The organism is Enterobacter sp. UPMP2061, assembly GCF_053709615.1.
Window position 1 is genome coordinate 492,544 of record NZ_JBSKJP010000002.1, and the last position, 20,845, is coordinate 513,388.

Below are 20,845 nucleotides of genomic sequence, written 5' to 3' on the forward strand. Positions count from 1 at the left end.
ATTTATGTTTCTTAGCGTCATTACTGTCGCCTTTCGTAACTACGAAGGGGTGGTAAAAACCTGGCGCTCGCTGCGCAACCTGGCGCGCGATCCGAGCCTCACCTTTGAGTGGATCGTGGTCGATGGCGGCTCGAACGACGGCACGGCGGAGTTCCTGGAAAAACTCAACGGTGAGTTCAACTTACGTTATATCAGCGAGAAAGATAAAGGTATTTACGATGCCATGAATAAAGGCATCAACATGGCGCAGGGGCGTTACGCGATCTTCCTCAATTCCGGCGATGTGTTCCATGAAGATGTGGCGCTGTTTGCCCGTCAGCTGGCGCGCCAAAAAGAAGATGCCATGTTTATTGGTGATGCGCTGCTTGATTTCGGCGAGGGGAAAAAAGTGCTGCGCGGCGCGAAACCAGGCTGGTATATCTACCACAGTCTGCCGGCCAGCCATCAGGCTATTTTCTTCCCAATGAGCGGCCTGAAAAAACAGCCTTACGATTTGCGCTATAAAGTGTCATCAGATTATGCCCTGGCCGCCAGCCTGTACAAATCTGGCTACCCGTTCCGTCGAATTAAAGGACTGGTATCTGAATTTTCAATGGGTGGCGTGTCAACCTCGAATAATCTGGAACTGTGCCAGGATGCCAAAAACGTGCAGCGTAAAATATTACGCGTGCCGGGGTTCTGGGCGGAATTATCTTATTTCTTACGTCTGAAAACGACGGGTAAAGCGAAAGCCTTATATAACAAAGCCTGAGATATAAGGATACGTAATGCAGGAATTAAATGGATTCTCCGTGCCGAAAGGTTTTCGGGGCGGGAGCGGTATTAAAGTTCAACTGTGGTGGGCTGTACAGGCAACGTTATTTGCCTGGTCGCCGCAAATACTGTACCGCTGGCGCGCATTTTTACTGCGTCTGTTTGGCGCAAAAATAGGAAAAAACGTAGTCATTCGACCTTCGGTGAAAATTACTTATCCCTGGAAATTAACGCTTGGGGATTACGCCTGGGTTGGGGATGACGCGGTGTTATATACCCTTGGCGAGATTACGATTGGCGCAAATTCGGTGGTTTCACAGAAGTGTTATTTGTGCACCGGCAGCCACGATTTTATGAGCCCGCATTTTGATATTACCGCTTCGCCTGTTGTGATTGGTGAAAAATGCTGGCTGGCAACAGATGTCTTTGTTGCACCCGGTGTTTCTGTTGGCGATGGCACAGTAGTCGGTGCCCGCAGCAGCGTTTTTAAATCGCTTCCGGCAAATAAAATTTGCCGTGGCAACCCCGCAGTGGTGATACGCGAACGCGTTGAAACTGAAAAACTTTGATAAGTACAGAGGAATATAAACATGTCTAAAGTCGCTCTCATCACCGGCGTTACCGGACAAGATGGTTCTTACCTGGCAGAATTGCTGCTGGAAAAAGGGTATGAAGTTCACGGTATTAAGCGTCGTGCCTCCTCATTCAACACCGAGCGTGTCGATCACATTTACCAGGATCCGCATGCGGCAAACCCGAAATTCCATCTGCACTACGGCGACCTGACCGATACCTCCAACCTGACCCGCATCCTGCAAGAAGTACAGCCGGACGAAGTGTACAACCTGGGGGCAATGAGCCACGTTGCGGTTTCCTTCGAGTCCCCGGAGTACACCGCTGACGTGGATGCGATGGGTACGCTGCGTCTGCTGGAAGCGATTCGCTTCCTTGGTCTTGAGAAGAAAACCCGCTTCTACCAGGCATCTACCTCTGAGCTGTACGGTCTGGTGCAGGAAATTCCGCAGAAAGAGACCACACCGTTCTACCCACGTTCTCCGTACGCTGTGGCGAAACTGTACGCTTACTGGATCACCGTGAACTACCGTGAATCCTACGGCATGTACGCCTGTAACGGCATTCTGTTCAACCACGAATCTCCGCGTCGCGGCGAAACCTTCGTGACCCGCAAAATCACCCGCGCGATCGCCAACATCGCTCAGGGCCTCGAGTCTTGCCTGCACCTCGGCAACATGGATTCCCTGCGTGACTGGGGCCATGCGAAAGACTACGTGAAAATGCAGTGGATGATGTTGCAGCAGGAACAGCCAGAAGACTTCGTGATCGCGACCGGCGTGCAGTACTCCGTGCGTCAGTTCGTTGAGATGGCTGCGGCACAGCTGGGCATCAAGCTGCGCTTCGAAGGCACCGGCGTGGAAGAGAAGGGTATCGTTGTTTCCGTGACCGGCCACGACGCACCGGGCGTGAAGCCAGGCGACGTGATTGTCCAGGTTGATCCGCGTTACTTCCGTCCTGCTGAAGTGGAAACCCTGCTGGGCGACCCAACCAAAGCGCACGAGAAGCTGGGCTGGAAACCAGAAACCACCCTGCAAGAAATGGTATCCGAGATGGTGGCCAAAGATCTTGAAGCAGCGAAAAAACACTCCCTGCTCAAGTCTCATGGCTACGAGGTTGCCATCGCGCTGGAGTCCTGAGAATGACAAAACAACGTATTTTTGTCGCCGGTCATCGCGGAATGGTGGGTTCCGCGATTGTTCGCCAGCTGGAACAGCGCGGCGACGTTGAGGTGATTGTCCGCACCCGCGACGAGCTGAACCTGCTTGACAGCAAAGCGGTGCAGGACTTCTTCGCCAGCGAACGTATCGACCAGGTGTATCTGGCGGCGGCGAAGGTGGGCGGCATTGTCGCTAACAACACCTACCCGGCGGATTTCATCTACGAGAACATGATGATTGAGAGCAACATCATTCACGCGGCGCATCTGTACAACGTGAATAAACTGCTGTTCCTCGGCTCATCCTGTATCTACCCGAAAATGGCGAAGCAGCCGATCGCCGAGAGCGAACTGTTGCAGGGCACGCTTGAAGCCACCAACGAGCCGTATGCGATTGCCAAAATTGCCGGGATCAAGCTGTGTGAATCCTACAACCGTCAGTATAACCGCGACTATCGCTCGGTGATGCCGACCAACCTGTACGGACCGCACGACAACTTCCACCCGAGCAATTCGCACGTGATCCCGGCGCTGCTGCGTCGTTTCCACGAGGCGACTGCCGAAAACGCCCCGGACGTGGTGGTGTGGGGCAGCGGTACGCCAATGCGTGAGTTCCTGCACGTGGACGACATGGCGGCGGCCAGCATTCACGTCATGGAGCTGGATCGCGAGGTGTGGCAGGAAAACACCGAGCCGATGCTGTCGCACATTAACGTCGGGACCGGCGTGGACTGCACCATTCGCGAGCTGGCGCAGACCATCGCGCAGGTGGTGGGCTACAAAGGACGCGTGGTGTTTGACGCCACCAAACCGGACGGCACGCCGCGCAAGCTGCTGGACGTGACCCGTCTGCATCAGCTGGGCTGGTATCACGAGGTCTCACTGGAGCAGGGGCTGGCCAGCACCTACCAGTGGTTCCTGGAAAACCAGCACCGCTTCCGGGGGTAATGATGTTTTTAAGTCAGGAAGATTTTGCCACGGTAGTGCGTTCCACTCCGCTGATCTCAATTGATTTGATCGTGGAGAACGAACGCGGCGAGTTCTTGCTGGGGAAACGAACCAATCGTCCTGCACAGGGCTTCTGGTTCGTGCCCGGCGGGCGCGTGCAGAAGGATGAGATGCTTACCGATGCGTTTGAGCGTCTCACTCTGGCGGAACTGGGTCTGCAACTGCCGATGGCAGCGGGCCAGTTTTACGGAGTCTGGCAGCACTTCTATGACGATAACTTTTCAGGCACCGGGTTCACCACGCACTACATCGTGCTGGGGTTCCGCCTGAAGGTGAGTGAGGCAGACCTGCGTCTGCCTGATTCTCAGCATGACGATTACCGCTGGTTAACGCCAGAGGTGCTGCTGGCAAGCGACAACGTCCATGACAACAGTCGGGCGTACTTCCTTGCGGAACGTCAGGCCGAGGTGCCAGGTCTATGAAAATCCTCGTCTACGGAATTAACTACTCGCCGGAGCTTACCGGTATCGGGAAATACACCGGCGAGATGGTCGAGTGGATGGCGAGCCAGGGACATGACGTGCGGGTGATTACTGCCCCGCCGTATTACCCGGAGTGGAAGGTAGGCGAACGCTATTCCAGCTGGCGCTACCGCCGCGAAGAGGGCGCCGCGACCGTCTGGCGCTGCCCGCTCTACGTGCCGAAACAGCCCTCGACGCTGAAACGTTTAATTCATCTGGGCAGCTTTGCCCTGAGCAGTTTCTTCCCGCTGATGGCGCAGCGTCGCTGGAAGCCGGATCGCATCATCGGCGTGGTGCCGACGCTGTTCTGCACGCCAGGCATGCGCCTGCTGGGCAAACTCTCCGGCGCGCGCACCCTGCTGCACATTCAGGATTATGAAGTGGACGCCATGCTCGGGCTGGGAATGGCCGGGAAAGGCAAGGGCGGCAAGGTGGCGAAGCTCGCCAGCGCCTTTGAGCGCAGCGGCCTGCACAACGTGGATTACGTCTCGACCATTTCGCGCTCGATGATGAACAAGGCGCAGGAGAAGGGCGTCCCGGCGGAAAAAGTGATCTTCTTTCCGAACTGGTCCGAAGTGGCGCGCTTCCGCGATGTGACAGACCAGGATGCGCAGGCGTTACGCGCGCAGCTCGGGTTGCCTGCTGAGCAAAAAATCATTCTTTACTCAGGCAACATCGGCGAAAAACAGGGGCTGGAGAGCGTGATTGACGCCGCGCTTCAGCTGAGCGAACACCCGTGGATGTTCGTGATAGTCGGGCAGGGCGGCGGTAAAGCGCGGCTGGAAAAAATGGCCAGCGAGCGCGGACTGACCAACATCCGCTTCTTCCCGCTTCAGTCTTATGACGCGCTGCCCGCGCTGCTGAAAATGGCGGATTGCCATCTGGTGGTGCAAAAACGCGGCGCGGCGGATGCGGTGCTGCCGTCCAAGCTGACAAACATTCTGGCAGTGGGCGGAAACGCGGTGATTACGGCAGAAGCCGCAACAGAATTAGGCCAGCTGTGCAACAGCTACCCGGGCATTGCCGTTTGCGTGGAGCCGGAATCGGTTCCTGCGCTGGTGACCGGAATTGAGCAGGCACTCGCCATGCCAAAAGAGAACACGGTGGCACGTGAATATGCCGAACGCACGCTCGAGAAAGAGAACGTGCTGAGCCAATTTATTGCAGATATACGGGGATAAATCATGAGTCAAACCACTTTGTATCCGGTCGTAATGGCGGGTGGATCCGGGAGCCGGTTGTGGCCACTGTCCCGCGTGCTTTATCCAAAACAATTTCTGTGCCTGAAAGGCGACCTCACCATGCTGCAAACGACGGTTAACCGTCTGCATGGCGTGGAGTGTGAAAGCCCGGTGGTGATCTGTAACGAACAGCACCGCTTTATCGTTGCCGAGCAGCTGCGCCAGCTGAACAAACTGACCGAAAATATCATTCTGGAACCTGCCGGACGCAACACGGCGCCTGCCATTGCCCTCGCGGCGCTGGCGGCAAAACGCAGCAGCCCGGACTGCGACCCGCTGCTGCTGGTGCTGGCGGCTGACCACGTCATCCAGCAGGAAGAGGCCTTCCGCGACGCGGTACGCGCCGCGATTCCTTACGCTGAGAACGGCAAGCTGGTGACCTTCGGCATCGTGCCGGATCTCCCGGAAACCGGCTATGGCTACATTCGCCGCGGCAGCGTTACGCCTGGTGAAGGCGACAGCGTGGCCTTTGACGTGGCGCAGTTTGTCGAAAAACCGAATCTGGAAACCGCGCAGGCGTACGTGGCCAGCGGGGAATACTACTGGAACAGCGGTATGTTCCTGTTCCGCGCCGGTCGCTACCTGGAAGAGCTGGAAAAATATCGCCCGGATATCTTGCGCGCCTGCGAAAAAGCGATGGCGGTGGTGGATCCGGATCTCGATTTTATCCGTGTGGACGAAGAAGCCTTCCTCGCCTGTCCGGAAGAGTCCATTGACTATGCGGTAATGGAACGTACGGCAGATGCGGTAGTGGTACCGATGGATGCGGGCTGGAGCGACGTCGGCTCCTGGTCGTCACTGTGGGAGATCAGCGCGCATACCCCGGAGGGTAACGTCCATCACGGGGATGTGATCAGCCACAAAACGGAAAACAGCTACGTCTACGCCGAATCTGGCCTCGTCACCACGGTAGGGGTGAAGGATCTGGTGGTCGTGCAGACCAAAGACGCGGTGCTGATTGCCGACCGTAATGCCGTGCAGGACGTTAAAAAAGTGGTGGAGCAGATCAAGGCCGATGGCCGCCACGAACACCATATTCACCGCGAAGTCTACCGCCCGTGGGGCAAATATGACTCCATCGACGCCGGCGAGCGTTACCAGGTGAAACGCATCACCGTGAAGCCGGGAGAAGGGCTGTCGGTGCAGATGCACCATCACCGCGCCGAACACTGGGTGGTGGTGGCGGGGACCGCCAAAGTGACCATCGACGGTGAAGTGAAGCTGCTCGGTGAAAACGAGTCCATTTATATTCCGCTGGGCGCCACGCACTGTCTGGAAAACCCGGGGAAAATTCCGCTCGACTTAATTGAGGTGCGTTCCGGCTCCTATCTGGAAGAGGACGACATCATCCGCTTCCAGGATCGCTACGGGCGCGTGTAGCACTCCGCATCATGCCCGGTGGCGCTGCGCTTTCCGGGCCTACGAATGACAAAAATAAATTTGGCCATTACATGGTCAGGGCCAACTGTTGCCTGAAAAAGGGGTCATCATGGAAAAATTAACCTGTTTTAAAGCCTACGATATTCGCGGCAAGCTGGGCGAAGAGCTGAACGAAGACATTGCGTGGCGCATCGGCCGCGCGTACGGCGAATACCTGAAACCAAAAACTATCGTGCTGGGCGGCGACGTGCGTCTGACCAGCAAATCCCTGAAGCTGGCGCTGGCGAAAGGGCTACAGGACGCGGGCGTCGACGTGCTGGACATTGGTCTTTCCGGTACCGAAGAGATCTATTTTGCCACCTTCCACCTGGGCGTGGACGGCGGTATCGAAGTGACGGCCAGCCATAACCCGATGGACTACAACGGCATGAAGCTGGTGCGTAAGGGCGCGCGTCCTATCAGCGGCGACACTGGCCTGCGCGACGTGCAGCGTCTGGCCGAGGCCAACGACTTCCCGCCGGTGAATGAAGCCAGACGCGGCAGCTATAAGCAGATTAACCTGCAAAAAGAGTACATCGACCACCTGCTGGGCTACATCAACGTGGCGAACCTCAAACCGCTGAAGCTGGTGATTAACTCCGGCAACGGCGCGGCAGGCCCGGTTGTCGATGCACTTGAAGCCCGCTTTAAGGCGATGAACGTGCCGGTGACCTTCGTCAAAGTGCACAACACGCCTGACGGCAACTTCCCGAACGGTATTCCTAACCCGCTGCTGCCGGAGTGCCGCGACGACACCCGCAACGCGGTGATTGAGCACGGCGCCGATATGGGTATCGCCTTTGACGGCGATTTCGACCGCTGCTTCCTGTTCGACGAGAAAGGGCAGTTTATCGAAGGCTACTACATCGTTGGCCTGCTGGCGGAAGCGTTCCTCGAGAAAAACCCGGGGGCGAAAATCATTCACGATCCGCGTCTTTCCTGGAACACCGTCGACGTGGTGAAGGCCGCGGGCGGCGAGCCGGTGATGTCCAAAACCGGCCACGCGTTTATCAAAGAGCGTATGCGTGAGGAAGACGCCATCTACGGCGGCGAGATGAGCGCCCACCACTATTTCCGTGATTTTGCCTACTGCGACAGTGGGATGATCCCGTGGCTGCTGGTGACTGAGCTGCTGTGCCTGAAAGGGCAGAGCCTGGGTGAACTGGTGCGTGACCGCATGGCGGCGTTTCCGGCGAGCGGCGAGATCAACAGCAAACTGGCGCAGCCCGCTGAGGCCATTGCCCGCGTAGAGCACCACTTTGCCATTCATGCGCTGGAGATTGACCGTACCGACGGTATCAGCATGGCGTTCCCGCAGTGGCGCTTCAACCTGCGCTCCTCCAACACCGAGCCGGTAGTGCGCCTGAACGTGGAGTCCCGCGCCGATACCGCGCTGATGGAAGCCCGAACGAAGGACATTCTGGCGCTGTTGAATCAGTAAAAACTGCCCCTCACCCCCAGCCCTCTCCCCAAAGGGGAGAGGGTGTTCAAGTTCCCTCTCCCCTTTGGGGAGAGGGGTAGGGTGAGGGGTAAGGTTTAGAACTAAAGGAACAACGATGACAAATCTAAAAAAGCGCGAACGAGCGAGAACGAATGCATCGTTAATCTCTATGGTGCAGCGTTTTTCTGATATCACCATCATGGTCGGCGGACTGTGGGCGGTGTGTTGGGTCAGCGGGCAGTCGTTCTTATACATGCACTTGCTGATGGCGTTGATTGCGCTGGTGGTGTTTCAGATGATCGGCGGCATGACCGATTTTTATCGTTCATGGCGCGGCGTCAAAATGACCACCGAACTGATGCTGCTGCTCCAGAACTGGACCTTAAGCCTGGTTTTCAGCGCAGGCCTGGTGGCGTTCAGCCATGATTTTGATAACCGTCTTGTGACCTATCTCTGCTGGTATCTGTTAACCAGCATTGGCATGGTGGTCTGCCGCTCGCTGATCCGCTTTGGCGCGGGCTGGCTGCGCAACCGCGGGTATAACCGTCGCTTCGTTGCCGTGGCGGGCGACCTGCCGGTGGGACAGGTGTTGCTCGACAGCTTCCGCAAAGAGCCGTGGTTAGGTTTTGAAGTGGTCGGGATTTATCACGACGCGAAGCCCGGCGGCGTGCCGTCCGACTGGGCAGGTAACTACGAACAGCTTATTGACGATGCGAAAGCCGGCAAAATTCATAACGTCTACATCGCCATGCAGATGAAAGATGAATCCCGCATCAAGAAACTGATGCGCGAGCTGGCGGATACCACCTGCTCGGTGATCCTCATCCCGGATGTCTTCACCTTCAATATTCTCCACTCCCGTATTGAAGAGGTGAACGGGGTACCGGTTGTTCCACTGTACGACACGCCGCTGTCGGGGATTAACCGCGTGCTGAAGCGCGTGGAAGATATCGTCCTTTCGTCCCTGATCCTGCTGCTCATCTCCCCGGTGCTGTGCTGCATTGCGCTGGCGGTGAAGCTCAGCTCGCCGGGGCCGATCATCTTCCGTCAGACCCGCTACGGCATGGACGGTAAGCCGATCATGGTGTGGAAATTCCGCTCCATGAAGGTGATGGAGAACGACAAGGTGGTGACCCAGGCGACGCAGAACGATCCGCGCGTCACCCGCGTGGGCAACTTCCTGCGCCGTACCTCGCTCGATGAGCTGCCGCAGTTCATCAACGTGTTCACCGGCGGGATGTCCATCGTCGGGCCTCGTCCTCACGCCGTGGCCCATAACGAGCAGTACCGCACCCTGATTGAAGGCTACATGCTGCGCCATAAGGTGAAGCCAGGCATCACAGGCTGGGCGCAGATCAACGGCTGGCGCGGCGAGACCGACACGCTGGAAAAAATGGAAAAACGTATCGAGTTCGATCTGGAGTACATCCGCGAGTGGAGCCTCTGGTTCGATATCAAGATTGTTTTTCTGACCATTTTCAAAGGCTTCGTGAACAAAGCGGCGTACTAAGATGAGCTTACGAGAAAAAACCATCAGCGGCGCGAAATGGTCAGCCATGGCCACCATCGTCATTATTGGCCTCGGCCTGGTGCAGATGACGGTGCTGGCGCGCATTATCGATAACCACCAGTTTGGTCTGCTGACCGTCTCGCTGGTGATTATCGCCCTGGCCGATACGCTGTCGGACTTTGGTATCGCCAACTCCATTATCCAGCGCAAGGAGATCAGCCATCTGGAGCTGACCACCCTCTACTGGCTGAACGTCGGGCTGGGGATCTTCGTGTTCGTACTGGTGTTCCTGCTGAGCGATGTGATTGCCGGCGTGCTGCATAACCCGGACCTGGCGCCGCTGATGCGCTCCCTGTCGTTCGCTTTCGTGGTGATCCCGCACGGGCAGCAGTTCCGCGCGCTGATGCAGAAAGAGCTGGAGTTCAACAAAATCGGCATGATTGAAACCAGCGCCGTACTGGCGGGCTTTACCTTCACCGTGGTCAGCGCCCATTTCTGGCCGCTGGCGATGACCGCCATCCTCGGCTACCTGGTTAACTCTGCCGTGCGCACGCTGCTGTTTGGCTTCTTTGGCCGTAAGATTTATCGCCCGGGGCTGCATTTTTCGCTGGCGTCTGTTTCATCCAACCTGCGCTTCGGCGCGTGGCTGACGGCAGACAGCATTATCAACTACGTGAATACTAACCTCTCCACGCTGGTGCTGGCGCGCATTCTGGGCGCGAGCGTCGCGGGTGGCTACAACCTGGCGTATAACGTCGCGGTTGTCCCGCCGATGAAGCTCAACCCTATCATTACCCGCGTGCTGTTCCCGGCGTTCGCCAAAATTCAGGACGATACCGAAAAGCTGCGCGTGAACTTTTACAAGCTGCTCTCCGTCGTGGGGATCATCAACTTCCCGGTGCTGCTGGGGCTGATGGTGGTTGCCAGCAATTTCGTACCGCTGGTGTTTGGCGAGAAGTGGAACAGCATCATCCCGATCCTGCAACTGCTGTGCGTCGTGGGGCTGCTGCGCTCGGTGGGGAACCCGATTGGTTCTCTGCTAATGGCGAAGGCGCGCGTGGATATCAGCTTCAAGTTCAACGTGTTTAAAACCTTCCTGTTTATTCCGGCAATTATTGTGGGCGGCCACACGGCGGGCGCCATTGGCGTGACGCTCGGCTTCCTGCTGGTGCAAATCGTCAATACCGTGCTGAGCTACTTCGTGATGATCAAACCGGTGCTGGGCTCCAGCTACCGTCAGTACATTCTCAGCCTGTGGCTGCCGTTCTATCTCTCCTTACCGACGCTTGCGGTGAGCTACGGCCTGGGCGTGGTGCTCAACGGGCATCTGCCGCTGGCGGCGCTGCTTGCGGTGCAGGTCGCGGCAGGCGCGCTGGCGTTCGCCGTGATGATTGTGCTGTCACGCAATGCGCTGGTGGTCGAGATGAAGCGCCAGTTTTGCCGTAACGAAAAAATGAAAACGCTGCTTCGCGCAGGCTAATTTTACGAGGCCATTATGAAATTACTTATTCTTGGCAACCATACCTGCGGCAACCGTGGCGACAGCGCCATCCTGCGCGGTTTACTGGATGCAATTAACACCCTTAAGCCTGAGACAGAAGTGGATGTGATGAGCCGTTATCCGGTCAGCTCATCCTGGTTACTGAACCGCCCGGTGATGGGCGACCCGCTCTACAGCCAGATGAAACAGCACAACAACGCCGCGGGCGTGATGGGGCGCGTGAAGAAAGTGCTGCGTCGCCGCTACCAGCATCAGGTGCTGCTTTCTCGCGTGACCGACACCGGCAAGCTGCGCAACATTGCCATCGCGCAGGGCTTTACCGATTTTGTTCGTCTGCTGTCCGGCTATGACGCCATTATCCAGGTGGGCGGTTCGTTCTTCGTCGATCTCTACGGCGTGCCACAGTTTGAGCATGCACTTTGTACGTTCATGGCGAAAAAGCCGCTGTTTATGATCGGCCACAGCGTCGGGCCATTCCAGGATCCGCAGTTTAACCAACTGGCGAACTATGTCTTCGGCCACTGCGACGCGCTGATCCTGCGTGAATCGGTCAGCCTCGACATGATGAAACGCAGTGAAATCGACACCACCAAAGTGGAGCACGGTGTGGACACCGCCTGGCTGGTGGATCATCAGGATGACAGTTTCCAGGCCAGCTACGCGGTACAGCACTGGCTGGACGTGGCGGCAAAGCAGAAAACCGTCGCCATTACCCTGCGTGAACTTGCGCCGTTCGATAAACGCCTCGGCACGACCCAGGCGGCGTACGAGAAAGCCTTTGCCGATGTGGTGAACCGCGTGCTGGACAGCGGTTACCAGGTGCTGGCGCTTTCCACCTGTACCGGTATCGACAGCTACAACAAAGATGACCGTATGGTGGCGCTCAACCTGCGCAACCTGGTGAACGACCCGTCCCGCTATCACGTGGTGATGGACGAGCTGAACGATCTGGAGATGGGCAAGCTGCTCTCCGCCTGCGACCTGACCGTGGGCACGCGTCTGCATTCGGCCATTATCTCGATGAACTTCGGCACGCCAGCCATCGCCATTAACTACGAGCACAAGTCCGCGGGCATTATGCAGCAGCTCGGCATGCCGGAAATGGCCGTCGATATTCGTCATCTGCTGGACGGGTCGCTGGGTGCGATGGTGGGCGACACGCTCGGTCAGCTGCCTGCGATCAACGAACGTCTGGCGGTGGCGGTAAAAGCCGAACGCGAAAAAGGTATTGGCATGGTGAAATCCGTACTCGACCGCGTCCGGGAGGGGAAATGAAGGTTGGTTTCTTCTTACTGAAATTTCCGCTGTCGTCTGAAACCTTTGTGCTGAACCAAATCACCGCGTTTATCGATATGGGGTATGACGTGGAGATTATCGCCCTGCAAAAGGGCGATACGCAAAACACCCATGCGGCGTATACCCGGTATGGGCTGGAGGCGAAAACCCGCTGGTTGCAGGATGAACCCACCGGACGAATGAACAAACTGCGCCATCGCGCCAGCCAGACGCTGCGCGGCCTGCATCGCGCCTCGACGTGGCGGGCGCTGAATATGTCGCGCTATGGGGCGGAGGCCCGCAACCTGATCCTTTCCGCCATTTGCGGGCAAACGGCGCAGCCGTACCGGGCCGATGTCTTTATCGCCCACTTTGGCCCGGCGGGCGTAACGGCGGCAAAACTGCGTGAGCTGGGGGTGATTGACGGCAAAATCGCAACCATTTTCCACGGTATCGACATCTCCAGCCGGGAAGTACTGAACCACTACACACCTGAATATCAGCAGCTGTTTCGCCGTGGCGACATGATGCTGCCGATAAGCAACCTGTGGGCCGGACGCCTGAAAACCATGGGGTGCCCGAGCGAGAAAATCACCGTTTCACGCATGGGCGTGGATATGGAACGTTTCACTCAGCGACCGGTCAAGGTGCCGGGCAAGCCGCTGCAAATTATCTCTGTTGCCCGCCTGACCGAAAAGAAAGGGCTGCACGTAGCCATCGAAGCCTGTCGCCAGCTGAAGGCGCGCGGAGTGGACTTCCACTACCGCATCCTGGGTATCGGGCCGTGGGAGCGTCGCCTGCGCACGCTGGTTGAACAGTATCAGCTGGAAGACGTGGTCGAGATGCCGGGCTTCAAGCCGAGCCACGAAGTGAAAGCCATGCTTGATGACGCGGATGTGTTCCTGCTGCCTTCCGTAACCGGCGCTGACGGCGATATGGAAGGCATTCCCGTGGCGCTGATGGAGGCGATGGCGGTCGGCATTCCGGTGGTCTCGACCCTGCACAGCGGGATCCCGGAGCTGATCACCTCTGAACACTCCGGTTGGCTGGTCCCTGAAAACAATGCGCTGGCGCTGGCGGATCGTCTGGCTGCGTTCAGTGATATCGATCAGCAGACGCTGATCCCTGTGCTGCAAAATGCGCGGCAAAAAGTTGAAGCAGAATTCAATCAGCAGGTGATTAATCGCCAGTTAGCGAGCCTGCTGCAAACGCTGTAACGCTGAGGTTGTATGCTGAAAAAGATTACCCGACGCCGATTTGTCTCTTCTTTATCCGTCCTGGCTGCCATGCCGCTGCTGTCGCCCCGTGCTGTGCGGGCGGCAACCGGGAAGACGGTTTCTGTCGATCGCTACAACAATAACGACTGGATCGCCGCCTTTAAGCAGGCATTTACTGAGGGCGATACCGTTGTTGTTCCCGCCGGGTTAACCTGTGAAAACATCAATACCGGCATTTTCATTCCTGATGGCAAAACCCTGCTGATCCGCGGTGCGCTGAAGGGCAATGGCCGCGGGCGGTTTGTGCTCCAGGAAGGCTGTAAGGTCATTGGGGAAGGAGAGGGGCGCACGCATAACATTACGCTGGACGTGCGTGGCTCCGACTGTGTCATTAAAGGGCTGGCGATGAGCGGCTTCGGCCCCGTCACCCAGATCTACATCGGCGGTAAAAAGCCGAGAGTGATGCGTAACCTGCTTATCGATCGCATTGCCGTGAGCCAGGCCAACTACGCCATTCTGCGCCAGGGTTTTCATAATCAGGTGGACGGTGCGCGCATAATCAACAGTAAATTCAGCCATTTGCAGGGTGACGCGATTGAGTGGAACGTGGCGATTAACGACCGCAATATCCTGATCTCTGACCACGTGATCGATAACATCAACTGCACAAACGGCAAGATCAACTGGGGGATAGGCATTGGGCTGGCTGGCAGCACGTACGACAATGACTATCCGGAACAGCAGACCGTTAAAAACTTCGTGGTGGCAAATATCACCGGCAGCAACTGTCGGCAGTTGGTCCATGTTGAAAACGGTAAACACTTTGTGATCCGTAATATCAAGGCCAGCAATATTACCCCCGACTTCAGTAAAAAGGCCGGAATTGATAACGCAACGGTAGCTATTTATGGCTGTGATAATTTCGTTATTGATAATATCGATATGGTCAACAGTGCCGGAATGCTAATCGGCTATGGCGTGATTAAAGGCGATTATCTGTCGATACCGCAGAACTTCAAACTTAACGATATACGCCTGGATAACCGACAGCTGGCGTATAAGCTGCGCGGGATACAGATTTCTTCGGGCAATGCCACGTCGTTTGTCGCCATTACCAACGTCAACATGCAGCGGGCAACGCTTGAGCTGCACAACAAGCCACAGCACCTTTTCTTGCGCAATATCAACGTGATGCAGGAGTCAGCGACGGGAGCAGCGCTTAAGATGAACTTCGACTTGCGCAAAGACGTGCGTGGGAAGTTTATGGCCAAAAACGAGACGCTGTTGTCGCTCGCGAACATAAAAGCGGTTAATGAAAAGGGGCAGAGTTCGGTGGATATTGATCGGGTCGATCAACACGTGGTGAATACGGAACGGTTGAATTTTGCGCTGCCGCACAGGTAATCCTACAGCCTATTTTGCGACTATTCCTGGTACGGGATCGCGATCTATTCAGATTACAACTACTGTAATTTGTGGTGGGGTGACCTAGGATTACTTCATATTTACGGCAAAACATGCTGGCGAAAACAGGTTTAAAAGCTATAATTCGTCAACCATTTTAAGGTGGAAGAAATAATGATTAATTTGAAAGCAGTCATACCGGTAGCGGGTTTGGGCATGCATATGTTGCCCGCCACAAAGGCCATTCCTAAAGAGATGCTGCCGATCGTTGACAAGCCGATGATTCAGTACATCGTCGACGAGATTGTTGCTGCGGGGATCAAAGAAATCGTTCTGGTGACGCACTCTTCGAAGAATGCCGTTGAGAACCATTTCGACACCTCTTATGAACTCGAGGCGCTGCTTGAGCAGCGTGTTAAGCGCCAGCTTCTGGCAGAAGTTCAGTCTATCTGTCCTCCTGGCGTGACCATCATGAACGTGCGTCAGGCGCAGCCGCTGGGTCTGGGGCACTCAATCCTCTGCGCGCGCCCGGTGGTGGGTGATAACCCGTTCATCGTGGTTCTGCCGGACATCATTATTGATACCGCTTCCGCCGATCCGCTGCGTTACAACCTGGCGGCAATGGTCGCGCGCTTCAACGAGACGGGCCGTAGTCAGGTGCTGGCGAAACGTATGAAGGGCGATCTCTCTGAGTATTCTGTAATTCAGACTAAAGAGCCACTGGAGACGGAAGGGCAGGTGAGCCGTATCGTTGAGTTTATCGAAAAACCCGATCAGCCGCAGACCCTGGACTCCGACCTGATGGCAGTTGGCCGTTATGTGCTGAATGCGGATATCTGGGCTGAACTGGAAAAAACCGAGCCGGGCGCCTGGGATCGTATCCAGCTGACCGATGCGATTGCTGAGCTGGCGAAGAAGCAGTCGGTCGATGCGATGCTGATGACCGGCGATAGCTATGACTGCGGTAAGAAAATGGGGTATATGCAGGCGTTTGTGAACTATGGCCTGCGTAACCTGAAGGAAGGGGCGAAGTTCAGAAGCCGGATTGAGAAGCTGCTTAAAGAGCACTAAACCTTCGGTATACTCCCGCAAAGTATTGATCTAAGGTGGTAAGCGTTCGGAATGGATAGAACGCTACCACCTTTTAATGTTTCTGACACAGATAAGAGCGAGTCTTAGTACGATAGTCTATAACTTTTTGCTTGTTTCTAAGTGAGATACGTCAGACAATTATCCGCATATTTTTATGAACCGGACCTGCGTATTCGGCGTTCAAAAATTTGTTATAGAATATAAGCATGTTGGTAGCTTAGGAGCCAAGGGCGGTAGCGTGGCCCGACCATATTGAGCGTTGTGGCTCATTCCCTTTATTAGTAATGCTAATATTTTACCTAAAGGCAGATTGATGGCATCTCTGTATTTTTTACTTCCTCTTTTATATATTATTTGCACCATATACTTTATAAAAGGCGTATATATTCGCGTTTTTACTATTTTTTACTTCGTGGTGAATTTTGTATATTATCTATCTGTCTGGATACAGGGTATTCCGCTAGAGGAGGGATATACTCAGGTATTTTGGTTCTCATTCTTAAGTTTATTCGCAATCCATTTGTCATATTTTATAACACCAATAAAAGTGTCCTCTCGGTATAATCATTCAGATGATTTGTCTAATTCATGGTTCAGAAGTATTAACTCAAAAATATTTGTCGTTTGTGGTCTGGTTTTATACATTTTTGCTTTGATGATTTATGTGAAAAATAATGGGGTCGCATTTGGTGGTGGTTACGAAGCTCGTCTTGAACAGAATTCGGGTGGCGGCCTGTCAATTATTTTAATGTACGCATTTGTTCCTTCCTCGATTGTGTTCTTTCTTCGTAAACCTACTAAATTACGTTTTATATTGGCAACCGCATTGGCTATTTTCTGTGGTTCTGTTTATTACTACGTTATAGGCGGCTCAAGAAATGTAATGGGCGCGGCAGTTCTTGCTATAACTTATTTTGCCTATGAGAAAAAAGTACTCCGTATAAATGAAATAGCTATACTATCAGCATGTTGCTGTGTAGCTTTAATTGTATTGGGTGCTCTGCGTTATGGATCCAGTCTTGATGATGTGATCAGTATGCTTCTGTCTGGCTCATCAGTCATGATTTCATTCGCTTTAGATTCTTTCTCTCCGATTTATGCAATCAAAGATATTATTGAATATATTGATAAAACAGGTAATATTCAGTATTTTTCAACCTTCTTCAATGAGTTTGCGATTATTGTTCCTCGTTTTTTATGGGAGTCAAAACCGATTAACTTTTTGAATAACGGCTATTTTTATACAACCTATATCCTGAATATGGATACGCAGTTGACCATATCACCAACGATAGTAGGTAGCTTTATTATTATGTTTGGCACAACCTGGTTTTGGCTTTGGGGACTTATTACTGGAAGCACATTAAAAATCATTGACGCAGTAACCAAAAAAACCAGGATGATTACGATAAAGATTACATTTATAACCTGCATTGGCTACTGCTTCTTCTGGGTGCGTGACGGTTTAGAAGTGTTTATGTATATCTCATTTAAATTCTTTTTATGTGTAATGATCATTAAAGCGATTAGCACGATAGTTGGTAGTCTATTGAAAAGGCCTTCGAATGAAAATTTTGCTCATAAGTAATATGTATCCAGGTTCGGATACGCCACATCTGGGCGGGTTCGTTAAAAACGCAGCTGATTCGCTCCGTAATAATGGACATGATATTGAATTATGTGTTCTTAATAAAATCTCAAAAAGCAAAGTTACTAAAATTTATAACTATCTTGTTTTTTATATCTCTATTTTGGTTAAAGTTCTTTTGACCAAAAGTGATTGTCTTTATTTGCATTATGCGTCTCATTGCTATCTGCCGGTAAAAATGGGCAATTGCGTCAGAAGAAAAAAAATTGTGGTGCACGTACACGGCGGTGACGTTAAGCGGCTCAACGGAACCAGTGGAATGTTCTTTCGTGTTAAGAAGGCAATTGTTTCTAATGCGTTGAAAAATGCGGTAAAAATAGTGTTTCCTTCAAAGTCTTATCTGGAATTTACCAAAAATGAATATCAACTCGATGAAGTTAAATGTGCAATAAGCCCTTCTGGCGGCGTTGATACCCAACTCTTTGCGTTTAAAAACCGTGAATTCGGTGCTCCGCTTAAACTCCTTTTTGCTGGACGACTCATCAAGAGTAAACGTGTGGATCTGGCAATACAGGCAATTGAAAACCTGTCCGACGATGATAAAAGTAAAATTCACTTAACTATTGTTGGGGATGGTCCAGAGCTGGGTTCGTTAGTGAAAAGTGCAGCTCATTTACCAAATATTGAATTTTCGCCTGCCGTAGGGCACGTTCGCTTGGCTGAAATTTTTCAGGAACATGATGTACTAATCTATCCTTCAGAAAGTGAAAGCCTTGGACTGGTTCCTTTGGAGGCGATGGCTACGGGGATGATTCCACTTCTAAGTAATATCCCCTCTTTCAACGAGTTCATCGATAATAACCAAAATGGTTTTATTGTTTACGAGGACGGACACTATAAAATTAAAATTGAGCAAATGCTCAAGATGTCACCGCAAACGCTTCAAGCGATGTCTCACCAAGCTAAGCAAACGGTCTTAAACAGCTATACGAAAGAAATAGCGCAAACGAAGCTGCTTGAGGCGTTTAAATGTTTGTAATTAATAAATTAATTTGGCTTGGATATACTGTATCTTCTGGAGCAGCAAGGGTTATAATCTTCTTTTTATTGACTCTTGTGTTTGTCCAAAAAGACATTGCGCTCTTTGCTGTTTATTATTCATTCTTAACTGTTGCAGTGATATTCCTCGGTCAGGGACTTGGTACAACGCTCATTAAAGATGGCTCTGAAGTGAGCATGAAATACTTTAATTACGTTTTACTCCTTAGTATTGCAGCAGCCTCGGTTATTACCTTAGCACTGGCGACTCCAACACTAGACTTAAATTTAATTGACACCTTAATATTCGCTGGCTCTCTTGCATGCCTGGCTATCAACCAAATCTATCGTTATTATTATATTTATTATAAAAAGGCACTACCTGGCTTAATTTATGATTTGCTAGCGCTGGTTCTTTTCGCGGCAGGAATGCTGCTGTGCAAACTGCATCTTGTCTCTTTAAAACCTCTTGATATTTTCTTCCTTGCTTACTTTATCGCGACAATAATTAACCAAATTATTTACTACATATATGTTAAGCGAGCGTGGATAACCGTATCTGATAGCAAGGCTTTCAATGGGCTAGATTGGAAATTCTCCCTAAATGTTGGCTTCGTGGGGCTCATTTCTACAGGGATCGTTTTTCTATTACCTTACTTTTCCCGTGAGTTACTTCCCGATGAATCAATGTCGGTACTGGGTCTCACAATTAGCATAATTGGAATTATATCTGTCTTCTCACGTGCATACATGAACTACTTTTATCGAGAGTTAGTGGAGTGTGCTAAATCCAAAGAAGAAAAAGTTTATCTTGCGATAAATAAAAAAGTTATCATCATATCAGCGCTTGTATGCTTTGGTAGTATCCTGCCACTAATCTTTTATGTTAAATTATCGCTTTCCTATGTAACCTTTAATGAAATACTGGCAATCGTCGTGCCTGTAATGCTTTTTACTCTCTCTTCGCAACTATCACTAGTTCAGTCAAATATAATATTATTCCTTGGTAAAGAAAAAATCTCACTGATATTCAACTTTTTTGTATTTATTGTGGTTCTGTCATTGTTTTTGGTATGGCAATACTTCATTAGTATTTCGGTGATATATCTTATCCCATTAATGTCTTTATTCCTGATGGTTTTATATTTAATCAGATACGCTTATTTTAGAATCCTGATCAGGACGGCTTTTAAGAATGGAGAAGCAGTTTAACATGAACATAGAGGATAGTGCTTTATTCATTTACGGCGAGGGAGGACACCGAGCCCAGATGAACAGATTGATGAAAAGAATTGGTGGAGAAATAAATAAAAATAAAATCAGTCTCTCAGATTATAAAATTAAGGAAGAATGGTCTGATAAGCATTATGTCACTCGTGAATTTAGAAATAAATATTCAACGTTCACTAGTGTGCTTCGCTTCAATCAGTTACATCAGATCAAGGTCTGTTTACAGATTCATAAAACTCATCGAATAAAAGTAGTCGTTTCAACGGGACCCGGTGTAGCTCTTATTCCCGCTTTTTATTTTAAATATATTGTTGGTGCAAAAATAATTCATCTCGAAACATGGTCCAGATTCGAAACGAAGTCCTTCACTGGTAGAATCATGTCTTTAATTGCGGATGAGTTTTATGTGCAGCACAAGACGCTTCTAAAACAGTATAAAAAAGCCAAATTTTCCGGAGTGCTATGAAAATTTTAGTGACCGTAGGCACCACTCGGTTTGATAAACTTATCAAGCAGATTGCATCAATTTCAGCGCTTCCACGTATGGCCAACAATTTTTTTATGTGCCAAAAGGCGAATGGCCTGTCAAACCCTGAAACAGAAAATTACAAGGAAGTTGAATTTATTCAATCTATTGAGAACGAATATTCTCATTATGATCTTGTAATCAGTCATGCAGGCGCTGGATCAATATTTTCTCTTTTAGATCACGAGAAAAAAATCATCATTGCCCCAAATTTAGATCGTTTGGATAAACATCAGTCTGACATTGCTAAATATATGGGGGAAAAGGAATTTGCAATGATTTGTTGGGATATCGAAGATCTCGAAAATCTAATCATTAATGCAAGTTCATTCCAGCCCAAGAAATTTGAATTAGTGCGATTTTTCAAGAATGATGAGTTTATTGACCATATAAATAACGCGTGATAGTA

General features: G+C 51.9%; 19 protein-coding genes. All 19 read left to right on the forward strand.

The window, feature by feature from the left end; translation table 11 throughout:
* The first annotated feature begins 4 nt into the window (after nucleotides 1-4).
* The 19 genes from wcaE (at nucleotide 5) to pssE (ending at nucleotide 20,840) form a co-directional block, all read left to right on the forward strand.
* Nucleotides 5-751 carry a colanic acid biosynthesis glycosyltransferase WcaE gene (gene wcaE, locus ACWKXX_RS07840; RefSeq protein ID WP_003863510.1) on the forward strand — a complete coding sequence of 249 codons (747 nt, stop codon included), beginning with the start codon at nucleotides 5-7 and terminating at the stop codon, nucleotides 749-751.
* A 16-nt stretch (nucleotides 752-767) separates the two neighbouring features.
* On the forward strand, nucleotides 768-1,322 hold the full coding sequence (wcaF, locus tag ACWKXX_RS07845; protein WP_015572376.1) for a colanic acid biosynthesis acetyltransferase WcaF: 555 nt from the start codon (nucleotides 768-770) through the stop codon (nucleotides 1,320-1,322).
* A gap of 21 nt (nucleotides 1,323-1,343) precedes the next feature.
* Nucleotides 1,344-2,465 carry a GDP-mannose 4,6-dehydratase gene (gene gmd, locus ACWKXX_RS07850; RefSeq protein ID WP_003863514.1) on the forward strand — a complete coding sequence of 374 codons (1,122 nt, stop codon included), beginning with the start codon at nucleotides 1,344-1,346 and terminating at the stop codon, nucleotides 2,463-2,465.
* 2 nt (nucleotides 2,466-2,467) lie between these two features.
* Nucleotides 2,468-3,433: a GDP-L-fucose synthase gene (gene fcl / locus ACWKXX_RS07855; protein ID WP_023303988.1), complete on the forward strand. Its 966-nt coding sequence runs from the start codon at nucleotides 2,468-2,470 to the stop codon at nucleotides 3,431-3,433.
* A 2-nt stretch (nucleotides 3,434-3,435) separates the two neighbouring features.
* Nucleotides 3,436-3,915 carry a GDP-mannose mannosyl hydrolase gene (locus tag ACWKXX_RS07860; RefSeq protein ID WP_261666505.1) on the forward strand — a complete coding sequence of 160 codons (480 nt, stop codon included), beginning with the start codon at nucleotides 3,436-3,438 and terminating at the stop codon, nucleotides 3,913-3,915.
* On the forward strand, nucleotides 3,912-5,135 hold the full coding sequence (gene wcaI / locus ACWKXX_RS07865; RefSeq protein ID WP_022651482.1) for a colanic acid biosynthesis fucosyltransferase WcaI: 1,224 nt from the start codon (nucleotides 3,912-3,914) through the stop codon (nucleotides 5,133-5,135). The genes ACWKXX_RS07860 and wcaI overlap by 4 nt, the downstream gene beginning before the upstream one ends.
* 3 nt (nucleotides 5,136-5,138) lie before the next feature.
* Nucleotides 5,139-6,575 (forward strand): mannose-1-phosphate guanyltransferase, encoded by a 1,437-nt coding sequence (cpsB, locus tag ACWKXX_RS07870; protein ID WP_047738846.1) that lies wholly within the window; start codon nucleotides 5,139-5,141, stop codon nucleotides 6,573-6,575.
* A gap of 109 nt (nucleotides 6,576-6,684) precedes the next feature.
* The gene (gene cpsG, locus ACWKXX_RS07875) at nucleotides 6,685-8,055 is read left to right on the forward strand and encodes a colanic acid biosynthesis phosphomannomutase CpsG (protein ID WP_261666147.1); all 1,371 of its coding nucleotides are present in this window, start codon (nucleotides 6,685-6,687) and stop codon (nucleotides 8,053-8,055) included.
* A gap of 115 nt (nucleotides 8,056-8,170) precedes the next feature.
* Entirely contained in the window at nucleotides 8,171-9,565 is a 1,395-nt protein-coding gene (gene wcaJ / locus ACWKXX_RS07880) for an undecaprenyl-phosphate glucose phosphotransferase (protein WP_006811236.1), read from the forward strand.
* Nucleotide 9,566: 1 nt separating this feature from the next.
* Entirely contained in the window at nucleotides 9,567-11,045 is a 1,479-nt protein-coding gene (gene wzxC / locus ACWKXX_RS07885; RefSeq protein WP_261666148.1) for a colanic acid undecaprenyl disphosphate flippase WzxC, read from the forward strand.
* Nucleotides 11,046-11,060: 15 nt separating this feature from the next.
* On the forward strand, nucleotides 11,061-12,341 hold the full coding sequence (gene wcaK / locus ACWKXX_RS07890) for a colanic acid biosynthesis pyruvyl transferase WcaK (protein WP_006811234.1): 1,281 nt from the start codon (nucleotides 11,061-11,063) through the stop codon (nucleotides 12,339-12,341).
* Nucleotides 12,338-13,558: a colanic acid biosynthesis glycosyltransferase WcaL gene (wcaL, locus tag ACWKXX_RS07895; protein ID WP_261666149.1), complete on the forward strand. Its 1,221-nt coding sequence runs from the start codon at nucleotides 12,338-12,340 to the stop codon at nucleotides 13,556-13,558. Before wcaK ends, wcaL begins: the two co-directional genes overlap by 4 nt.
* Before the next feature lie 12 nt (nucleotides 13,559-13,570).
* Nucleotides 13,571-14,962, forward strand: coding sequence for a colanic acid biosynthesis protein WcaM (gene wcaM / locus ACWKXX_RS07900; protein WP_454540801.1), 1,392 nt, complete (start codon nucleotides 13,571-13,573; stop codon nucleotides 14,960-14,962).
* Nucleotides 14,963-15,136: 174 nt separating this feature from the next.
* Nucleotides 15,137-16,033: a GalU regulator GalF gene (gene galF / locus ACWKXX_RS07905; protein WP_045142424.1), complete on the forward strand. Its 897-nt coding sequence runs from the start codon at nucleotides 15,137-15,139 to the stop codon at nucleotides 16,031-16,033.
* A gap of 334 nt (nucleotides 16,034-16,367) precedes the next feature.
* Nucleotides 16,368-17,642, forward strand: coding sequence for a WzyE family oligosaccharide polymerase (locus ACWKXX_RS07910; protein ID WP_017693092.1), 1,275 nt, complete (start codon nucleotides 16,368-16,370; stop codon nucleotides 17,640-17,642).
* On the forward strand, nucleotides 17,620-18,681 hold the full coding sequence (locus ACWKXX_RS07915) for a glycosyltransferase family 4 protein (RefSeq protein WP_226874335.1): 1,062 nt from the start codon (nucleotides 17,620-17,622) through the stop codon (nucleotides 18,679-18,681). The genes ACWKXX_RS07910 and ACWKXX_RS07915 overlap by 23 nt, the downstream gene beginning before the upstream one ends.
* Nucleotides 18,672-19,892, forward strand: a complete 1,221-nt coding sequence (locus ACWKXX_RS07920; protein WP_017693094.1) for a hypothetical protein — start codon at nucleotides 18,672-18,674, stop codon at nucleotides 19,890-19,892. Before ACWKXX_RS07915 ends, ACWKXX_RS07920 begins: the two co-directional genes overlap by 10 nt.
* Complete coding sequence (pssD, locus tag ACWKXX_RS07925; protein ID WP_017693095.1) at nucleotides 19,876-20,376, forward strand: PssD/Cps14F family polysaccharide biosynthesis glycosyltransferase; 501 nt, start codon at nucleotides 19,876-19,878, stop codon at nucleotides 20,374-20,376. Before ACWKXX_RS07920 ends, pssD begins: the two co-directional genes overlap by 17 nt.
* On the forward strand, nucleotides 20,373-20,840 hold the full coding sequence (pssE, locus tag ACWKXX_RS07930; protein WP_063931560.1) for a PssE/Cps14G family polysaccharide biosynthesis glycosyltransferase: 468 nt from the start codon (nucleotides 20,373-20,375) through the stop codon (nucleotides 20,838-20,840). Before pssD ends, pssE begins: the two co-directional genes overlap by 4 nt.
* The last annotated feature ends 5 nt before the right edge of the window (nucleotides 20,841-20,845 follow it).

What these genes read in the sequence shown, in the direction of transcription:
- wcaI (WP_022651482.1), top strand. Translation starts at nt 3,912, where the DNA reads ATGAAAATCCTCGTCTACGGAATTAACTACTCGCCGGAGCTTACCGGT.
- cpsG (WP_261666147.1), top strand. Translation starts at nt 6,685, where the DNA reads ATGGAAAAATTAACCTGTTTTAAAGCCTACGATATTCGCGGCAAGCTG.
- wcaF (WP_015572376.1), top strand. Translation starts at nt 768, where the DNA reads ATGCAGGAATTAAATGGATTCTCCGTGCCGAAAGGTTTTCGGGGCGGG.
- ACWKXX_RS07910 (WP_017693092.1), top strand. Translation starts at nt 16,368, where the DNA reads ATGGCATCTCTGTATTTTTTACTTCCTCTTTTATATATTATTTGCACC.
- wcaE (WP_003863510.1), top strand. Translation starts at nt 5, where the DNA reads ATGTTTCTTAGCGTCATTACTGTCGCCTTTCGTAACTACGAAGGGGTG.
- ACWKXX_RS07915 (WP_226874335.1), top strand. Translation starts at nt 17,620, where the DNA reads ATGAAAATTTTGCTCATAAGTAATATGTATCCAGGTTCGGATACGCCA.
- ACWKXX_RS07920 (WP_017693094.1), top strand. Translation starts at nt 18,672, where the DNA reads ATGTTTGTAATTAATAAATTAATTTGGCTTGGATATACTGTATCTTCT.
- pssD (WP_017693095.1), top strand. Translation starts at nt 19,876, where the DNA reads ATGGAGAAGCAGTTTAACATGAACATAGAGGATAGTGCTTTATTCATT.
- wcaK (WP_006811234.1), top strand. Translation starts at nt 11,061, where the DNA reads ATGAAATTACTTATTCTTGGCAACCATACCTGCGGCAACCGTGGCGAC.
- cpsB (WP_047738846.1), top strand. Translation starts at nt 5,139, where the DNA reads ATGAGTCAAACCACTTTGTATCCGGTCGTAATGGCGGGTGGATCCGGG.
- fcl (WP_023303988.1), top strand. Translation starts at nt 2,468, where the DNA reads ATGACAAAACAACGTATTTTTGTCGCCGGTCATCGCGGAATGGTGGGT.
- wcaL (WP_261666149.1), top strand. Translation starts at nt 12,338, where the DNA reads ATGAAGGTTGGTTTCTTCTTACTGAAATTTCCGCTGTCGTCTGAAACC.
- ACWKXX_RS07860 (WP_261666505.1), top strand. Translation starts at nt 3,436, where the DNA reads ATGTTTTTAAGTCAGGAAGATTTTGCCACGGTAGTGCGTTCCACTCCG.
- wcaM (WP_454540801.1), top strand. Translation starts at nt 13,571, where the DNA reads ATGCTGAAAAAGATTACCCGACGCCGATTTGTCTCTTCTTTATCCGTC.
- pssE (WP_063931560.1), top strand. Translation starts at nt 20,373, where the DNA reads ATGAAAATTTTAGTGACCGTAGGCACCACTCGGTTTGATAAACTTATC.
- gmd (WP_003863514.1), top strand. Translation starts at nt 1,344, where the DNA reads ATGTCTAAAGTCGCTCTCATCACCGGCGTTACCGGACAAGATGGTTCT.
- galF (WP_045142424.1), top strand. Translation starts at nt 15,137, where the DNA reads ATGATTAATTTGAAAGCAGTCATACCGGTAGCGGGTTTGGGCATGCAT.
- wcaJ (WP_006811236.1), top strand. Translation starts at nt 8,171, where the DNA reads ATGACAAATCTAAAAAAGCGCGAACGAGCGAGAACGAATGCATCGTTA.
- wzxC (WP_261666148.1), top strand. Translation starts at nt 9,567, where the DNA reads ATGAGCTTACGAGAAAAAACCATCAGCGGCGCGAAATGGTCAGCCATG.